Annotated in this window: 17 protein-coding genes and 1 other annotated feature; all 17 genes read right to left on the reverse strand. The window is 34.5% G+C overall.

Annotated features, from left to right (window positions below; translation table 11 throughout):
• Nucleotides 1-896, reverse strand: an 896-nt coding sequence (locus B2S90_RS04280) for an Ig-like domain-containing protein (RefSeq protein WP_286696584.1), incomplete at its 3' end; no start/stop codon positions are given.
• A gap of 64 nt (nt 897-960) precedes the next feature.
• Complete coding sequence (locus tag B2S90_RS04285) at nt 961-1,707, reverse strand: ZIP family metal transporter (RefSeq protein WP_055233484.1); 747 nt, start codon at nt 1,705-1,707, stop codon at nt 961-963.
• A gap of 198 nt (nt 1,708-1,905) precedes the next feature.
• Entirely contained in the window at nt 1,906-2,346 is a 441-nt protein-coding gene (locus B2S90_RS04290; protein WP_055233485.1) for a hypothetical protein, read from the reverse strand.
• An 81-nt stretch (nt 2,347-2,427) separates the two neighbouring features.
• A complete protein-coding gene (gene feoB / locus B2S90_RS04295; protein WP_278779940.1) occupies nt 2,428-4,773 on the reverse strand; it encodes a ferrous iron transport protein B in 2,346 nt (781 codons plus the stop codon).
• Between the two features lie 63 nt (nt 4,774-4,836).
• On the reverse strand, nt 4,837-5,343 hold the full coding sequence (locus B2S90_RS04300; RefSeq protein WP_278779938.1) for an RNA 2'-phosphotransferase: 507 nt from the start codon (nt 5,341-5,343) through the stop codon (nt 4,837-4,839).
• Nucleotides 5,319-5,780 (reverse strand): GAF domain-containing protein, encoded by a 462-nt coding sequence (locus tag B2S90_RS04305; protein WP_055233479.1) that lies wholly within the window; start codon nt 5,778-5,780, stop codon nt 5,319-5,321. Before B2S90_RS04305 ends, B2S90_RS04300 begins: the two co-directional genes overlap by 25 nt.
• A gap of 2 nt (nt 5,781-5,782) precedes the next feature.
• The gene (locus tag B2S90_RS04310) at nt 5,783-6,310 is read right to left on the reverse strand and encodes a nitroreductase family protein (protein WP_055233478.1); all 528 of its coding nucleotides are present in this window, start codon (nt 6,308-6,310) and stop codon (nt 5,783-5,785) included.
• An 84-nt stretch (nt 6,311-6,394) separates the two neighbouring features.
• Nucleotides 6,395-7,216 (reverse strand): MetQ/NlpA family ABC transporter substrate-binding protein, encoded by an 822-nt coding sequence (locus B2S90_RS04315; RefSeq protein ID WP_055233477.1) that lies wholly within the window; start codon nt 7,214-7,216, stop codon nt 6,395-6,397.
• 19 nt (nt 7,217-7,235) lie between these two features.
• Nucleotides 7,236-7,907 (reverse strand): methionine ABC transporter permease, encoded by a 672-nt coding sequence (locus B2S90_RS04320; RefSeq protein WP_055233476.1) that lies wholly within the window; start codon nt 7,905-7,907, stop codon nt 7,236-7,238.
• Nucleotides 7,897-8,934, reverse strand: coding sequence for a methionine ABC transporter ATP-binding protein (locus B2S90_RS04325; protein ID WP_055233475.1), 1,038 nt, complete (start codon nt 8,932-8,934; stop codon nt 7,897-7,899). Before B2S90_RS04325 ends, B2S90_RS04320 begins: the two co-directional genes overlap by 11 nt.
• A 42-nt stretch (nt 8,935-8,976) precedes the next feature.
• Nucleotides 8,977-9,212 (reverse strand) — a binding site (T-box leader).
• 147 nt (nt 9,213-9,359) lie between these two features.
• Entirely contained in the window at nt 9,360-9,869 is a 510-nt protein-coding gene (locus tag B2S90_RS04330; RefSeq protein ID WP_055233474.1) for an NUDIX domain-containing protein, read from the reverse strand.
• Entirely contained in the window at nt 9,869-11,083 is a 1,215-nt protein-coding gene (locus tag B2S90_RS04335) for an iron-containing alcohol dehydrogenase (protein ID WP_006505546.1), read from the reverse strand. The genes B2S90_RS04330 and B2S90_RS04335 overlap by 1 nt, the downstream gene beginning before the upstream one ends.
• 238 nt (nt 11,084-11,321) lie before the next feature.
• Nucleotides 11,322-11,660: a type II toxin-antitoxin system RelE/ParE family toxin gene (locus tag B2S90_RS04340; RefSeq protein ID WP_055233472.1), complete on the reverse strand. Its 339-nt coding sequence runs from the start codon at nt 11,658-11,660 to the stop codon at nt 11,322-11,324.
• Between the two features lie 2 nt (nt 11,661-11,662).
• Nucleotides 11,663-11,959 (reverse strand): type II toxin-antitoxin system RelB/DinJ family antitoxin, encoded by a 297-nt coding sequence (locus tag B2S90_RS04345; RefSeq protein WP_055233471.1) that lies wholly within the window; start codon nt 11,957-11,959, stop codon nt 11,663-11,665.
• Between the two features lie 479 nt (nt 11,960-12,438).
• Nucleotides 12,439-13,224: an HAD family hydrolase gene (locus B2S90_RS04350; RefSeq protein WP_279079518.1), complete on the reverse strand. Its 786-nt coding sequence runs from the start codon at nt 13,222-13,224 to the stop codon at nt 12,439-12,441.
• Between the two features lie 58 nt (nt 13,225-13,282).
• The gene (locus B2S90_RS04355; RefSeq protein ID WP_022425492.1) at nt 13,283-14,401 is read right to left on the reverse strand and encodes an aldo/keto reductase; all 1,119 of its coding nucleotides are present in this window, start codon (nt 14,399-14,401) and stop codon (nt 13,283-13,285) included.
• Between the two features lie 90 nt (nt 14,402-14,491).
• On the reverse strand, nt 14,492-16,339 hold a 1,848-nt coding region (locus tag B2S90_RS04360), incomplete at its 5' end, for an ATP-binding cassette domain-containing protein (RefSeq protein WP_286696585.1).

Below are 16,339 nucleotides of genomic sequence, written 5' to 3' on the forward strand. Positions count from 1 at the left end.
AATGTAATAAACCCAAATACAAAAGCCATAAATACAGCTAAAGCCATCACATAAGAGAACGATGACTTCTCTTCTTTTTGAACCTTCTTCTTTTTCTTTGTCTTTTTTACAGGTTGTTTCTGTTCTGGTGTTTGTGTATTGTCTTCATTTTTCTTTACTTCTACACGAATAGATACCTTATGTGTAGAATGAGACAGTTTCCCATAAACTGTATATTTACCTGGTTCATTAAAAACTTGATTATCCCAGATGATTTTTACTTTCTTACTTGTTTTATTGGAATATCTAACTGTCGCATATTGTGGTAATTCTGCTTCTACACCCGCTGTAGTAGAAACAACTGCAGGAACACTCACACTTGTAACAGATGCATCCTTCACATGAACCGTCTGTATAATTGTACTGTTATACACATAGCCCTTTAATGAAAAAGTATGCACATACTTCAATGCATTTCCATCATAGTTATCCCATTTAATCACTTCATTTGTATGATCTCCATTAGACCAAGTCACAGAAGCTGTTGCAGGCAAAGAAAGTGCACTTCCTATAATCACTGTCTTATTAGACAATTCATCGATATGCGTTATTTTAGCTGCTTCTACATTCACTATACAATTTGTAGTAAGCTGCAAGTCTGAAATAGAACCTGTGACAGTAAATTGACTTGCATTTCTTGTCTTATATAAGCTTTCATCATATGTATTCCAGTCGATATTATAATCCTTCTCACTCCCATCATAGAAAGTAATCCTTGCCTTGAGTGGAAGTGATGGTGCTGTTCCAGAAGCCGTTGTTACTTCACCATCATAACTTACATTGACTACATGATTATCTGCATAAACTGGGCTTATAAAAAACAAAGATATCAATAAAACTATGAGTATCTTTCGCATTTATTTCACCTCTTGTCTCTATCTTATGCATAATTCAAATAATAGTAAAGATGAATACTACGAATTAACCTAATGCCACATCTAGAACCATCATCAAAGTAAAACCTACTGAGAAAAACAAGACACCTAGGTGTGAATGTTCTCCCTGACTCATCTCAGGGATTAATTCTTCTACTACCACATACATCATCGCACCTGCTGCAAAACTAAGTAGATAAGGCATCACCGAAATAATATAACGCGCAAGTAAGATTGTAATAAGACCTCCGATAGGTTCTACAATACCCGATAATGTGCCATACATAAATGACTTCAATCGAGACACACCTGTACTTCTTAAAGGCATGGATACAATAGCACCTTCAGGAAAATTCTGTATTGCGATACCTAGTGATAATGCGAGTGCCCCCATGGCCGTAATTGTAGGATTTCCTGATAAGTAAGAGGCATAAACAATACCGACTGCCATTCCTTCAGGAATGTTGTGAATCGTTACTGCAAATACAAGCTTGATTGTTTGAGATAAGTGACTACGTGGTCCTTCCTGACTATGGTCTAAATGCATATGAGGAATCAAATGATCAAGTAGTAGTAAGAATAGAATACCAAACCAAAATCCAATAAGGGTAGGAATAAAGGTAGATGCCTGCTCAAGTGAAGGAATAATTAAACTCCAAATAGAGGCAGCAACCATTACACCTGCTGCAAATCCAGTAAGTGCTTTTTGTATATTCATACCTAATTCTTTTTTCATAAAGAACACACAAGCTGCACCTAATGTTGTTCCAATAAAGGGTATAATTAAAACCATATAAAATACCTCCTATACTTCATACTACATAAATTAGTTAGTAAACACAACTATATGATAAAGAAAAAAGATAAGCATGGGGAACACTTATCTTCTTTCTCTATACTTACATTTGTACTTTGTAGTCTAACGAAGGGAAGGGATTGCTTGACTACGATATATATAATACTTAATGATTGTGTTAAGATTATAATTCGATTATGTCAAATTATGTGAATCCTTTTTCCCAAATAAGTACATATCTTCTATAGGAATAATATTCCTCATATATTGTGTCATATCAATTTCTTTGAGAATAACATCTCCTACGACAGATACATTATAGTTGTATTCATGTCCATCTTCATCAATTAACTGAATACGCCACCAGTCACGATTTGTAGATGATGGATGATTAGATGTTTCAAGAAAGAATTCTCTTAATAGTTCTAAGAGTGTTTCTGCTTTTTCCTGACCTATATTCACTCTTTTACGTCTAATGATTCTTCTAGAGTTAAATCCATCTCCATAATCATATCCAGTAAACCAGATGTGTCCATCACGCATGATTGTTAAACGCTGACTGACTTCTACGCAAGCATCAGGTTTTACTCCACGTCCTTTCGCATCTGAATAAAGTATGATTTTAGATAATTTCATGACGAACACCTCCTTCAATACTTTTATTATAATTAATCACAATAAATGTATCAAACATTACAACTATTTTGAGAAAAATAATTATATAAAGAGTAATCCAATAGTATGTACGATAAAGGCACAAATCCAGGCAATAACACACTGGAAGATGACTATCTTCACAGCCCATGTAGCGCCTAGTTCTCTTCTAATAGAAGCGATAGCTGCCACGCAAGGTGTATATAATAAACAGAATATTAAGAGTGATAATGCACCTAGAGGTGTAAGTATTGTCATTAAAGATTCTGTTCCTTTAAATAATACTGAAAGTGTAGAAACAACACTCTCTTTTGCCATAAATCCTGCAATAAGTGATGTAGAAATTCTCCAATCACCAAAACCTAAAGGTTTGAAGATTGGCGCAATAAATCCTGCCACCATTGCAAGAATACTATCCTGTGAATTAGAGACTAAATCTAATCTTAAGTTAAAGCTCTGTAAGAACCAAATGACAATAGAAGCGATAAAGATAATACCAAACGCTCTTTGTAAGAAATCCTTGGCTTTTTCCCATAATAACTGGAAAGTAGTTTTTGCGCTAGGCATACGATAGTTAGGGAGTTCCATCACAAACGGAACAGCCTCACCTTTGAATAAAAAACGCTTAGAAATGAGGGCTGTAATAATACCCATCACAATACCAAAGATATATAATCCAACCATAACCAATCCAGCTTGTTTTGGGAAAAATGCAGCTGAAAAGAATGCATAGATTGGAAGCTTTGCAGTACAGCTCATAAATGGTGTCAACATGATTGTCATCTTACGGTCACGTTCTGAAGGGAGTGTACGGCTGGCCATAACACTTGGTACAGAACATCCAAATCCAATCAACATTGGCACAATACTTCTTCCTGATAAACCGATCTTTCTGAGTAGTTTATCACTTACAAAAGCGACACGAGCCATATATCCTGTATCTTCTAATAATGATAAGAAGAAGAATAAAATAACAATAATAGGTAAGAAACTAATAATAGAACCAACACCCTGGAATACACCATCAATGACTAATGAATGAAGGACTGGGTTAATATCCCAAGTAGTGAGTCCTTTATCTACAACTTGAGTCAAAGCATCAACACCTATTTCTATAAGTGACTGTCCCCAGGCACCAAATACATTAAATGTTAAAAAGAATACTAGTCCCATAATAATGATGAAAGCTGGAACACCTGTATACTTACCTGTTAAGACTTCATCAATCTTACGACTTCTTTCTCTTTCTTTACTTTCATGTGGTTTAACCACTGTTTCTTTAACTAATTTATTAATAAAGGTAAAACGCATATCCGCAATAGCGGCAGTACGGTCTAATCCTCTTTCTTCTTCCATCTGTGAAATGATATGTTCAATCATTTCTTTTTCATTTGTATCAAGGTCTAAGGCTGCTTCTACTCTTGCATCACCTTCTACTAATTTATTAGCTGCAAAACGTAATGGAATACCAGCTCTCTTTGCATGGTCTTCAATTAAATGCATGATGGCATGTAAGCATCTATGCACTGCTCCACCTTCATCATTTTCATCACAAAAGTCCTGTCTTAAAGGTGCTTCTTGATATTTCGCTACATGGATAGCATGATTCACTAATTCATCAATACCTTCATTCTTAGCAGCTGAAATAGGAACAACTGGGATACCCAACAGTTCTTCCATCTTATTTAGATGAACATAACCACCATTACCTCTTACTTCATCCATCATATTCAGTGCTAGAACCATTGGTACATCAAGTTCCATTAACTGCATAGTGAGATATAGGTTTCTTTCTATATTTGTTGCATCTACGATGTTGATGATTCCTTTAGGTTTTTCATCTAAGATATACTGTCTAGATACTAATTCTTCACTTGTATAAGGAGATAAAGAATAAATACCTGGTAAATCAGTTACAAGTGTTTCTGGATGTCCTTTAATAGACCCGCTCTTTCTATCAACAGTCACACCAGGGAAGTTCCCTACATGTTGATTAGAACCTGTTAATTGATTAAATAATGTAGTTTTACCACAGTTCTGGTTACCTGCTAACGCAAAGGTAATCTGTGTTCCTTCTGATAAAGGGTTTTCAGTCTCTTTATCATGATATTTACCACCTTCACCGAGTCCTGGGTGAATATGGTGTTGAATAGGTGGAATAGGTGTATGATCTTCTACACCTTTAGTTGTCATACCTATTCCAATCTTTTTTGCATCATCTAAACGTAATGTTAGCTCATAGCCATGAATACGTAATTCCATTGGATCACCCATAGGGGCGAATTTTTCCAATGTTACAACAGAACCTGGTATTAAACCCATATCTAGGAAATGTTGTCTTAATGACCCAGAGCCCCCTACATAAGTCACTGTAGCACTTTCCCCAATCTTTAACTCATCTAGAGTCATAAAAACCCCTCCTTTATATTCTCTCAACAAGTATAGCACAAAAAAGCTTCCTTAAGTGGAAGCCTATAAGTATTTTGTAGGTATAATCTTTGTAAGATAGATATTGTTTTCTGAGAGATAGAACTTGTATCCATCTTCATACATCTGTTTAGTATCAATAGTAAAGACATATGGTTTCCCGTGTCTTGAACCAACCGTCATTGCGGTTTCTATATCTTGAGATAAGTGAACATATATACGTGTCCGACTTAATATACCTTCTTCTAGAATAGAAGGTACGAAACGAGTCGCTGTACCATGATAAAGAATATCAGGTGGTTGTACTTCTTTTAAATCTACATTCACAGGAATAGAATGTCCTTGATTCGCACGTATTCTTGTATGATCACCATTATATGAATAACGCTGTTTTTCATCTTCTCTCACAATCATATCTAAGTCTTCTATTGTGATATTTAACGCTTCTAATATCTTTTGCACATCACCATAAGCATGTTCATCAAGTTTAATACCTATACTTTCTGGATGATGTCTCAAAATATAACTTAAACGTCTGCTTTTTCGCTCCATAATGATTTCTCCAATACTTTTCCAAGAGCTTCAAATAACTCCTGTTCCTTGTCTCCAAAACGACCTAAACTATTAGAATCAACATCCAATACCGCAATCACTTTACCTTCTTCATCATGTAAAGGGACTACAATTTCAGACTTCGCTTCTGCATCACAGGCAATATAGCCAGGGAATGTAGTCACATCTTCAATAAGAATTGTCTGATCTCCCTGCACACATACACCGCAGGCTCCTTTACCTACTTTAATATGTGTACATGCTACTTTACCCTGGAAAGGACCTAAGACAAGTTCCCCTGCTCTCATCATATAAAATCCTACCCAGCTTAAATCATCAATCGCATCCATGAGTAACGCACTTGCATTAGACAAGTTAGTCACAAACCATTCGTTTGGTGAAATAAGCTCTTCTAATTGTTTTATTAATAACTCCATTATTATTCCCCCTCTGTATATTCCTCATAAGATGCAATCGCATTGATTGGTTTTCTCTTATCATGCATTGGTCCAGGTACACAATCCTCTCTTGGATAACCAATAGGTAAGATCATCACTGGTACATAATTTTCAGGAATATTAAACTGTTTGATTAACTCCTTATAATCAAAAGAACCTACATAAGTAGACCCTAATCCTAAATCAAAGAGTTTAAGCATCATATATGTAGCAACAATAGACACATCTACTTCACCACATTCTCTATTATACATATCTTTCCATGATACAGTCTTGTCATAACATAAGATCATCGCAAGAGGCGCATGGAAATGATATCTAGTACATTCCTTTAGTTTTGCAAGATTATCTGGATCTTCTATTACAAGAATTCTTTGTGGCTGATAGTTTACAGCTGTAGGTGCTATTCTTGCAGCTTCTAATATTTTATCTATTTTTTCTTTTTCTACCTTCTGATTAGAAAACTTTCTAACAGAATATCTTTCCTTTAATAACTGATCAAATTCCATAAAGATTGACCTCCTTATAGAACTATTATATAAGAAATACTCTTCTAGATAAATAAAAAGCGGTCAATTGACCGCCTCAATTCATTATTCTGCAGGTTTTACAGATACTCCGAATTTCTTTTCAATCCATTTCTTAGTGCTATCGCTCTTTAAGATTTCAACTAATTTCTTAACTGCTTTATTGTCTTTATTTGATTCTTTTACAGCGATGATGTTCTGGTAAGTCTTTGCTGCTTCAGAATTTGAATCTTCAGAAGTGATGATCTTATCAGTTACTTTTGCATCTAATGCATAGTTACCATTAATAATACCGAAATCAACATCAGGTAATTTAGAAGCTACCTGTGCAGCATCTACTTCTACTAATTCTACTTTTTTGTTGTAAGATAATACATCCTTCTTAGTTGCAGTTACACCTGCATCTTTCTTTAATGTAAGAACACCATTATCTGCAAGTAATAATAAAGCTCTTGCTTCATTTGTTGCATCATTAGGAATTGCAATCTTAGAACCATCTTTAATATCAGATACTGCTTTATATTTTGTTGAATATAATCCTAAAGGTTCAAAGTGGATTGCACCAACTGATACTAGATATCCATCATCACCCTTCTTATAACCTTTGTCTTTGTTGTAAGAAGTTAAGTATGGCTGATGCTGGAAGAAGTTTGCATCTAATGAATCATCTGAAGTAGATGGGTTGATGTTAGGATAATCTGAGAATTCCTTAATTTTTAATTTATATCCTGCTTTTTCAAATTCTGGCTGGACATGCTTTAAGATAATAGCATGAGGTGAAGTTGTTGCACCAACTGTAATAGTTTTAGAATCTGACTTACTTCCACATCCTGCTAATGAGAAAGCTAAAAGACCTGCTGTAAATACTTTTAAAATGTTTTTGTTCATAATATTCTCCTCCAATATTTTAGTGTGTTGTTTTTTCTACGAGTTTGTCACCAATTGCCTGAACAATTGAAATTAAAATAAGAATTAAGATAATAACGACGAATGTGATATCTCCCATTGATCTCTGTAGACCATATCTGATTGCCATATCACCAAGTCCGCCTGCGCCAACAGAACCAACAATCGCGATCTGTCCAACTAACGCAATAAATGAAATTGTAAGACCTCTGATCATCCCTGGAATGTTTTCTCTTAAATAAACATCAAAGATAATTTCTTTTGTACTGAGTCCCATCGCAATACTTGCTTCAATGATTCCTGGATCAATTTCCATAATAGCTGATTCCATCTGTCTTGCGACAAATGGTGCTGTTCCTATAACTAGAGGAACAAGTGCACCTTCGATACCAATAGTTGTACCAAATAAGGCACGAGAGAGTACTGCAACAGTAGGAATCAAGATAATGAATGGGATAGATCTAAATAAGTTAATAATCTTATCTAAGATCCAGAAAACGGGTTGATTTTCTTTTAAACCATCTTTTCTAGTGACTACTACAATAACTGCTAAGAAGATTCCAATAACCACTGAGATTAAACCACTGATTACCAACATTAATAATGTATCAATAATAGCTTGTGGGAAATCTGAAGCAAACTCTATAACGTTTGGAAATAGCTTAGTTACCACGTTTAATCACCTCCACTTTAACTCCCTGTTGTTTTGTGAATTCTAATGCTTTCTTGATATCTGCATCAACACCTGTAAAGATTGTAATAAGTGTACCAATTGGCTGTCCCTGGATAATTTCTACATTCCCAAAGATAATAGAACAATCAACACCGTAATCTCTTGATAATACTGAAATTAATGCGATATCTGTATTAGAACTCTGATACTGTAATTTTACCATCTGCTGGTTTTCATTTAACTGTGTAATACGATGATTGTCTTTGATCAATTCATCAATCTTATTAAGATTATTTGTAGTAGCGATAAAGTTCTTAGTAATCTGATGCTGTGGATTAGAGAAGATATCAACAATACTGCCCTGTTCTACCACACGGCCATCTTCCATGACTGCTACCTTATCACATACTTCCTTGACTACAGCCATTTCATGAGTAATTAAAACAACTGTTAAGCCAAGTTCTTTATTTACTTTCTTAATAAGCTGAAGAATACTTTGTGTTGTCTGAGGGTCTAAAGCACTTGTGGCTTCATCACATAGAAGTACTTTAGGATTGTTGGCAAGCGCTCTTGCGATTGCGACTCTTTGTTTCTGTCCTCCAGATAACTGACTTGGATAAGAATCTTTTCTTTCTACCAAATCGATAAGTTCGAGTAATTCTAAGACTCTCTTTTGAATCTTATCTTTACTCCAGCCTAGATGTTTTAATGGAAAAGCGATATTGTCGTAAATAGTACGACTGTTGTAAAGATTAAAGTGCTGGAAGATCATTCCAATCTTTTCTCTTTCTTTTCTTAAATCTGCATCGGATAGTTTTAATAAATCTTTATCCCCAAATACAACAGCACCACTATCAGGTTTTTCTAATAAGTTGATACATCTTACTAATGTAGATTTACCAGCCCCTGAGAAACCAATAATACCGTAGATTTCACCTTCTTCAATATTCAGACTGACATCCTTGACAGCATGGACATCGCCATCTTTAGTCTTAAAAGTCTTTGTAACATGTTCTAAGTGGATCATGTTTTCACTCCTTCCCTTAAATAAAAAACGTTCTCATCCATATAATAGGACGAGAACGTATCGTTTCGTGTTACCACCTAAATTCATTATTAAGTCACCTTAATAACCTCTTCGAGTACATGCATACTCTATCGCTGTAACGGGCGCTCCCGTCATGACTTACATTTCAGCCATGCAACTCCAAGACCATCTTCCTATAACTTCCCTTCATTCCTTCTCAGCTAACGGAACTCTCTGTATAAGTTTCATTACAGTACTCTTCTTTTCACTGTCTTTTCTTGATGTGTTATCATCTTAGCACCACAAATTTAGTGCGTCAACACAAAACACGATAATATCTACTATTTTAGTAGGATTATAGTTTTATAAAATAGGGTAGCATAGTTTTAAACTATATCAATGTGCAAAAAAAAGGATCTGTATTTCTACAGACCCTTATCTATAGCATCATGAATAATATCACCATGATCAAAAGCAAGATCATTCATACCTATATTGATATCACCACATCTTAAATGTGTTTCATCGACAATAGTGAACCATTTTGCTTCTTTAGCATCATCACCAGCTTCTGGATGAATACTCTTCTTATCTACATCTGCATAAAATGCGGTAGATACAACCCATCCACGAGGATCTCTTCCCGGCTGACTATAAACACCTACAAGCTTCATAGACACATCTTCTATACCTGTCTCTTCTTTAAGTTCTCTTGAAGCCGTCTTTTCAATCGGTTCATTCTTATTAGCGAAGCCTCCAGGCAGTGCCCATTTACCTATATAAGGATGTCCACCACGTTTAACCAATAGAATCTCTGTCACATCAGAATGAGCAAAGATACAAATATCAGCTGTCAGAGAAGGTTTAGGATATTTATCAGGATTATAGCTTTTTAAAAATTCTTCTTCTGTAAGACCGTTCTTATCTCTACACATTAGAAATCAACTTCTGTATCGTAGTAGCAAGCCTTTAATAAGTTTTCCATTTCTTCCTGAGTTGGAATACGTGGATTAGAACCTGTACATGCATCAGCAATAGCGTTCTTAGCGATTTCTGGTAATCTTTCTAAGAATACATCTTCAGGTACAAATCCAACTTCAGCTGGTAAACCATCAGCACCATAGTGGTTGATACTATGTGGGATATTTAATGCATCATTCATACCTCTTAAGTATTTAATTAATAATGCAACCTTTTCATCATCATTTTCTCCACCTAAGTGCATGTAATCAGCAATTACACCATAACGTTTCTTAGCTGTTTCATCTTTAGCATTATAAGCAATAACCTTTGGTAAGTACATAGCATTAGCTGCACCATGGATAATATGTCCACCCTGGTCTACGAAAGCAGCACCAGTCTTATGAGCCATTGAATGTACGATACCTAATAATGCGTTAGAGAATGCCATACCTGCTAAGCACTGTGCATCATGCATATCATCTCTGCAGCTCATATCACCATTATATGATTTAACTAAGTTAGCCTGGATCATTTCAATTGCATGAATAGCAAGTGGATCAGTGTAGTTACAGTTTGCAGTAGATACATATGCTTCAATTGCATGAGTCATAGCATCCATACCTGTATGAGCAACTAATTTAACTGGCATAGTTTCAGCTAAGTCAGGATCTACGATAGCAACATCTGGAGTGATTTCAAAGTCAGCGATTGGATATTTAATACCTTTATCATAATCAGTAATGATTGAGAAAGCTGTAACTTCAGTTGCAGTACCACTTGTAGATGGGATTGCACAGAAATGCGCTTTCTTTCTTAACTTTGGAATACCAAATACTTTACACATTTCTTCGAATGTGATTTCTGGATATTCATACTTAATCCACATAGCTTTTGCAGCATCGATAGGTGAACCTCCACCCATAGCTACAATCCAGTCAGGCTTGAATTCTTCCATAACTGCAGCACCTTTCATAACTGTAGTTACTGATGGATCTGGTTCGATACCTTCATATAATTTAACTTCCATGCCAGCTTCTTCAAGATATTTAACAGCTTTATCTAGAAAGCCATTTCTCTTCATGCTTCCGCCACCTACACAGACAATAGCTTTCTTACCTTCTAAGTTCTTAAGGTTTTCTAAGGCACCTTTGCCATGATATAAATCTCTTGGTAATGTAAATCTCATATTATATTCCTCCTATACAATACCTTTGATGAGTTCTTTTTCATCTGGTGAAAATTTTATCATAAACGCTTACATTAGTCAATGTTACAAAGGTGCTTACAGTTTAAAAAATACAATACATATCTTCACTTTTTGCGATATTTAAGCCATTTTTTAGACTTTAAAAAAATTAAAAAAACATTTTTTTAAAAGACCCACAAACCTCATGTTAGTAAAAATCAAACTTCATAAGCACCACTCATTCTATATCGTTTAGCGACACATCCACCAAAGTTGCAATCTGGTCTCTACGACCATAAATAACTGCTGTTATCCATACTGACTTCTTGTCCTCGTCAATCAGATAATATACAAGAAAATTCTTAAATGGCATTTTGTGGATTCCATTTGTATGCCACGGTTCTTCCTCTGTAAGAGGGTAGCGTGACGGCATAGAATCCAACTTTGCAATTTCACTTTGCAGAGCGTCTGCCCATTTGCGTGCCGTTTCCGGTACAGACAGCACTTTGGAAATATACTGCACGATTGCTTCAATTTGCACAATTGCCTGTGAGGTCAGCTTCACTTCATATCGCATACTTACATACCCTTACGAATTTTTTCAAAAGCCTCATCAGCAGAAATTCCTTCTCCTGTCATTGCCTGATGATACCCTTTTTCCATCATTGCATTAAACTCTGCGTCCGTCATATTGTCCCTTGTAGGCAAGTTCGGAACTGTTAGTGAATATGGAACACCGCCTGTCATAATGATTTGTCTGTATAAAGTATCAATTAAAACTGAAACAGGTAATCCTATCTTTTCTAATACTGCCTCCGCCTGTCGCTTAATTTCAGGCTGTACACGAGCCGTTACATTTGCACTTTTTGTTGCCATAATTAGCACCATCCTTCCTATTACAAATTATGTCATATTGTATTGCTAATCGCAATACAATATGTGAATATCTAACAAGTATAAGAAATTTGTCTATACTCACAACTTAGTAACTTCTTGTATACCTGACACATGATGCATTACTTAATACTGATAGTGAGAAAAGCTTTAATGCATTAGATACAGAAATACAAGTAAAGAACGAGAAGATAAGCCCTGAAGAAAAGAACCACCAACTACACTGATCAAACATAATAATCTGCAATGTTAAAAATAGTATTACTGAGATATATCATTAAATAACTAAAAAAGAGATGCTCTTATTCCTAAATGAACAAGAGTATAGATTTAACCATATCAAGGAATACTTACAGAGATCATTTCCTGTCAGTTATGGGCAGATAGTATAATCCTGACTATTTCTGCTTCACACTTTTCTAAAAGCGTTGCCTGTTGATTATGGGTATTCAAGAAACACTTTAGTTTTCTCTTTGATTTATATACTGAGGCACACTTATATGAATGACTTCATCCGCGCATTTGATGAGTTCAGGAGCAGCATTCTCTACAGCACAGCTATAGTCTGCCTCTTCAAACATTTCGATATCATTCTTTCCATCACCAAAAACAACCACTTCATCACATTGTAGCTTCTGTTTTAAATATTTAATTGCATTGGCCTTAGAAGCATCAGGTGACATGATTTCTAACCACCAGTCATGAGAATACATTTCTTGATCAAAAACAGCATAATAGTCTTCCTTAAACAAATCATAGAGAGGCTTTAATTTATCATAATCATCAATCAATAATAAATAGAAGATATCCCCCTCATAGAGATCTTCATAAGTATTCACAGGATGATTTCTAGGATCATCTAAATGATCATCCACAAAAGCTTTTACTCCTGCACTCATCTTATCCTTAACATAAGAGAAGTAAGTCTTCTTTCCTATTTGAGAATATACAATAGGTGAGATATCATAATCCTTTACAGTATCTAATATAGAATCTCCTAAATAGTTTCCTAGGATCATATCTCCTTTAGGTGATAATATAAATGTCCCATTCTGGACAATGACTGGAAGCTTAAAGTGAATATCACCTATGACCTGTTTTGCGGTAATAAGAGAACGTGCAGTCGCATAGGTAATGTTTACATCTTCATCTATGAGCTGATTAATGAGTTTTAGATTTTCTGGTTTAATTGATTTATCAGGTTCAAGTAATGTCCCATCTAGATCTGTTACATAGAGTGTCTTCATACTTTCCTCCTATATAAAAACATCATGATACTATTTTACCATGATGTTTAAGAAAAAGTTATTTTTCAAAGTATTCTGCGACTTTTTGCAAGTTCTCAATAATTGGAAGATGCTGTGGACATGCCGCTTCACACTGCCCACATCCAATACATTCACTTGCTTTACCAAATGTATGTGTCAAACGTGTATAGTATTCTCCTTGAGGTCTCCATGATTTAGTCGCTACTTCCTGTTTATCAGCATTATAGAGTGAGAAGTATTTAGGAATCGCAATATGCATTGGACATCCTTCTGTACAATAAGAACAGCCAGTACAAGGAATTTCAATACTACTATTAATAATATCAACAGCCTTCTTAATCAGTGTCTGTTCTTCCTCATTTAAAGGCTTAAAGTCTTCCATATAACCTGTATTATCTAATAGCTGTTCCATATTACTCATACCAGATAAGACAACCTGGACATTATCTAAACTTGCCGCAAAACGAATCGCCCAAGATGGAATAGACATATCTGGATGATAAGATTTGAATGTTTCTTCTACTTCATCAGGTACATTTGCGAGAGTACCACCCTTCACTGGTTCCATTACAAATACAGGAACATGATGTCTTACTGCCGTTTCATAACATTTACGAGACTGTACGCCTTCACTTTCCCAATCTAGATAATTCAACTGAAGCTGTACAAATTCTACTTCTGGATGTTCAGATAAGACACGCTCTAATAAATCTGCATTGTCATGGAAAGAGAAACCAATATGTTTTACTAATCCTTTTTCTTTCTTATCTTTCAACCATGTGAAACAGTCTAACTCTGTATATTTCTTATAATGATCTGTTCCTACATCATGTAAGAGATAATAATCAAAGTATTCTGCACCTGTTTTTCTTAACTGTTCATTAAAGATTCTATCCCTATCTTCTTTTGTTTCAATAAAGCCTGCATGAAGCTTATCAGCTAGTGTAAAAGAATCTCTTGGATGTCTTTCTACTAAAGCTGTCTTAGTCGCTTCCTCACTCTTAAAGGCACAATACATCCAGGCTGTATCAAAATAAGTAAATCCTTTTTCTAGAAATGTATCCACCATTCTTTTAGTTTCTTCAATATCAATGCTGCCTGCATCATTTTGATCTAGTAATGGTAGACGCATTAAACCAAATCCTAATTTCTTCATATACATATCCTCCCTACATTCATTTTAACCCTAAAGTAAGGTTTAAGGGCAAGAAAAAAAGAGCTGTAACGCTCAAGATAGTAATAAATACTACCTATTCATTACAGTCCCTTTTGATTTTTTCATAATCATTTGAATAAGTGTAGGAATAAAGAATTCTATGATGAATGCTGCCATAAAGAATAATAATATCAGCATTTTAGTTACAGGTATAATCAAACTATATATATGTATCCTTATAACAAACTCTATAAAGACTTCTAGTAATACTACTCCCAAAACAGCTAACATAAGAGAATTCTTGATATAGGTAAGATTAAAACTGTTATTTATTCTCTTAGTAGTAAAACCTAAGTTATAGAGAAAATCTCTTGTCTGTTTTTCCTCTTTAAGAATCAGATACTTGAGATAGAAATAGAATCCATACAACAATATAAATACTATAATCATGAATTGTATTAATACTTTTTTATTGTTGGAAAGAATCTTATTGATTGCACTATTATCTACAAAAGCACCTTCTACATTAAAACCTAGTTTTTCTAGTTGTTTTGTGACTTGATCAATATTCTTCAAACTATCTACTCTTACAGTATAAGCACCTGGTTTCCAAGGTGTTTCTACAACGACCTGATCCACATCACTCATTGTATAAGTAGAAGGTAATGATCCTTCATAATATGTATAATCCATTCCTTCTTCACCAGGCACACCATATAATACTTTTGATTGTGTTGCATGATATGTCTTTCTATATTGATTTACAACACTTCGTGGGACATAGATACTGCCAGTACCATTATATGAATTTGAACTTATTTCTGTTCCTTCTTTTAGTATACCTCTTACAGGTAATTCTACCTCTACGAGATCCACAAGGACAGTATTAACATCCACATAGTCACTACCTTCTAAATCAATACCTGTCTGTGTAATACCTGATGCATCATACATAGGAATAGGTAAATAGAACTTTAATTTAAGATCATCCATATTGATTGAATCAACTGAAATATTCTGATTAGATAATAACTGATTACTTATATATACACCTTTATTATCATTATGCTTTACAGTTAAATTTGTATAATCATCTTCATTATCATATACCTGCATACTCACTAGATTTATTGTTTGATTACATTTCTTTCCTGTAAGTTTTGCTTCTTGATATTTCAATTGAGTTTCAGTATCTAATCCAAGTATCATAACATCATCGTATTCTTTTTCATAACGCCATTTAACACTCTCAATATTCTTTACAGATTTAATCTTTTTATAATCTGATTGTGTCATAGGAAATTCTGAACCATTATATGAATAATAGTCATTACTCATCTTTTCCTTATATACAGTTAAATCTCTCGAAGCAATCGTATTGATTTTTTGTTCATAAGATGCATTATAATGTCCATAAACATTATAGCTATATGCACATATAATCATTGTGAAAGCAACAAGTATATTCATTACTATTCTAAACGTACGATGAGAAAAACGTAGATTAAATAATTTATGATTATGTGGTATCTGTGATATAAGAGATGTTTCCCTTTGATTCTCTTTTTCTAGAATAAGTGTTTGATCAACCTTATAGAGTACGTCTGCTTCTTCAATCATCCTTTGATCATGAGTTGCCACAATCACATAATGTCCCTCTTCAGCATATTCTTTTAGATACTTAATCATTTCTATCGCATAGGATGCATCCAAAGCAGCTGTAGGCTCATCAAGTATCAATATTTCTGGTTGACTCATAATAGCTAAATAGATAGCGACTCTTGTCTTTTCACCACCTGATAAGTTTCTAGGATATTTTTTCTTTAGAGAAGCTATACCAAACTTTTCTTCATATGTATCATTTCTTTGATAACCTAATTTAACTAATTGTTTAATAAGTTCCTCTATAGTCATTCCTTCAATAAACAAAGGAATCTG

The sequence above is a fragment of the Catenibacterium sp. UBA627 genome (assembly GCF_002299355.1).
Taxonomy (GTDB): domain Bacteria; phylum Bacillota_I; class Bacilli_A; order Erysipelotrichales; family Coprobacillaceae; genus Catenibacterium; species Catenibacterium mitsuoka.

Coding starts and splice junctions, on each gene's coding strand:
- B2S90_RS04335 (WP_006505546.1), bottom strand. CDS start 11,083: ATGAGATTTACATTACCAAGAGATTTATATCATGGCAAAGGTGCCTTA.
- B2S90_RS04290 (WP_055233485.1), bottom strand. CDS start 2,346: ATGAAATTATCTAAAATCATACTTTATTCAGATGCGAAAGGACGTGGA.
- B2S90_RS04315 (WP_055233477.1), bottom strand. CDS start 7,216: ATGAACAAAAACATTTTAAAAGTATTTACAGCAGGTCTTTTAGCTTTC.
- B2S90_RS04345 (WP_055233471.1), bottom strand. CDS start 11,959: ATGGCAACAAAAAGTGCAAATGTAACGGCTCGTGTACAGCCTGAAATT.
- B2S90_RS04305 (WP_055233479.1), bottom strand. CDS start 5,780: ATGGAGTTATTAATAAAACAATTAGAAGAGCTTATTTCACCAAACGAA.
- B2S90_RS04355 (WP_022425492.1), bottom strand. CDS start 14,401: ATGAAGAAATTAGGATTTGGTTTAATGCGTCTACCATTACTAGATCAA.
- feoB (WP_278779940.1), bottom strand. CDS start 4,773: ATGACTCTAGATGAGTTAAAGATTGGGGAAAGTGCTACAGTGACTTAT.
- B2S90_RS04330 (WP_055233474.1), bottom strand. CDS start 9,869: ATGTGTAGAGATAAGAACGGTCTTACAGAAGAAGAATTTTTAAAAAGC.
- B2S90_RS04325 (WP_055233475.1), bottom strand. CDS start 8,934: ATGATCCACTTAGAACATGTTACAAAGACTTTTAAGACTAAAGATGGC.
- B2S90_RS04350 (WP_279079518.1), bottom strand. CDS start 13,224: ATGAAGACACTCTATGTAACAGATCTAGATGGGACATTACTTGAACCT.
- B2S90_RS04300 (WP_278779938.1), bottom strand. CDS start 5,343: ATGGAGCGAAAAAGCAGACGTTTAAGTTATATTTTGAGACATCATCCA.
- B2S90_RS04340 (WP_055233472.1), bottom strand. CDS start 11,660: ATGCGATATGAAGTGAAGCTGACCTCACAGGCAATTGTGCAAATTGAA.
- B2S90_RS04310 (WP_055233478.1), bottom strand. CDS start 6,310: ATGGAATTTGATCAGTTATTAAAGGAAAGATATTCTGTTAGAAAGTTT.
- B2S90_RS04285 (WP_055233484.1), bottom strand. CDS start 1,707: ATGGTTTTAATTATACCCTTTATTGGAACAACATTAGGTGCAGCTTGT.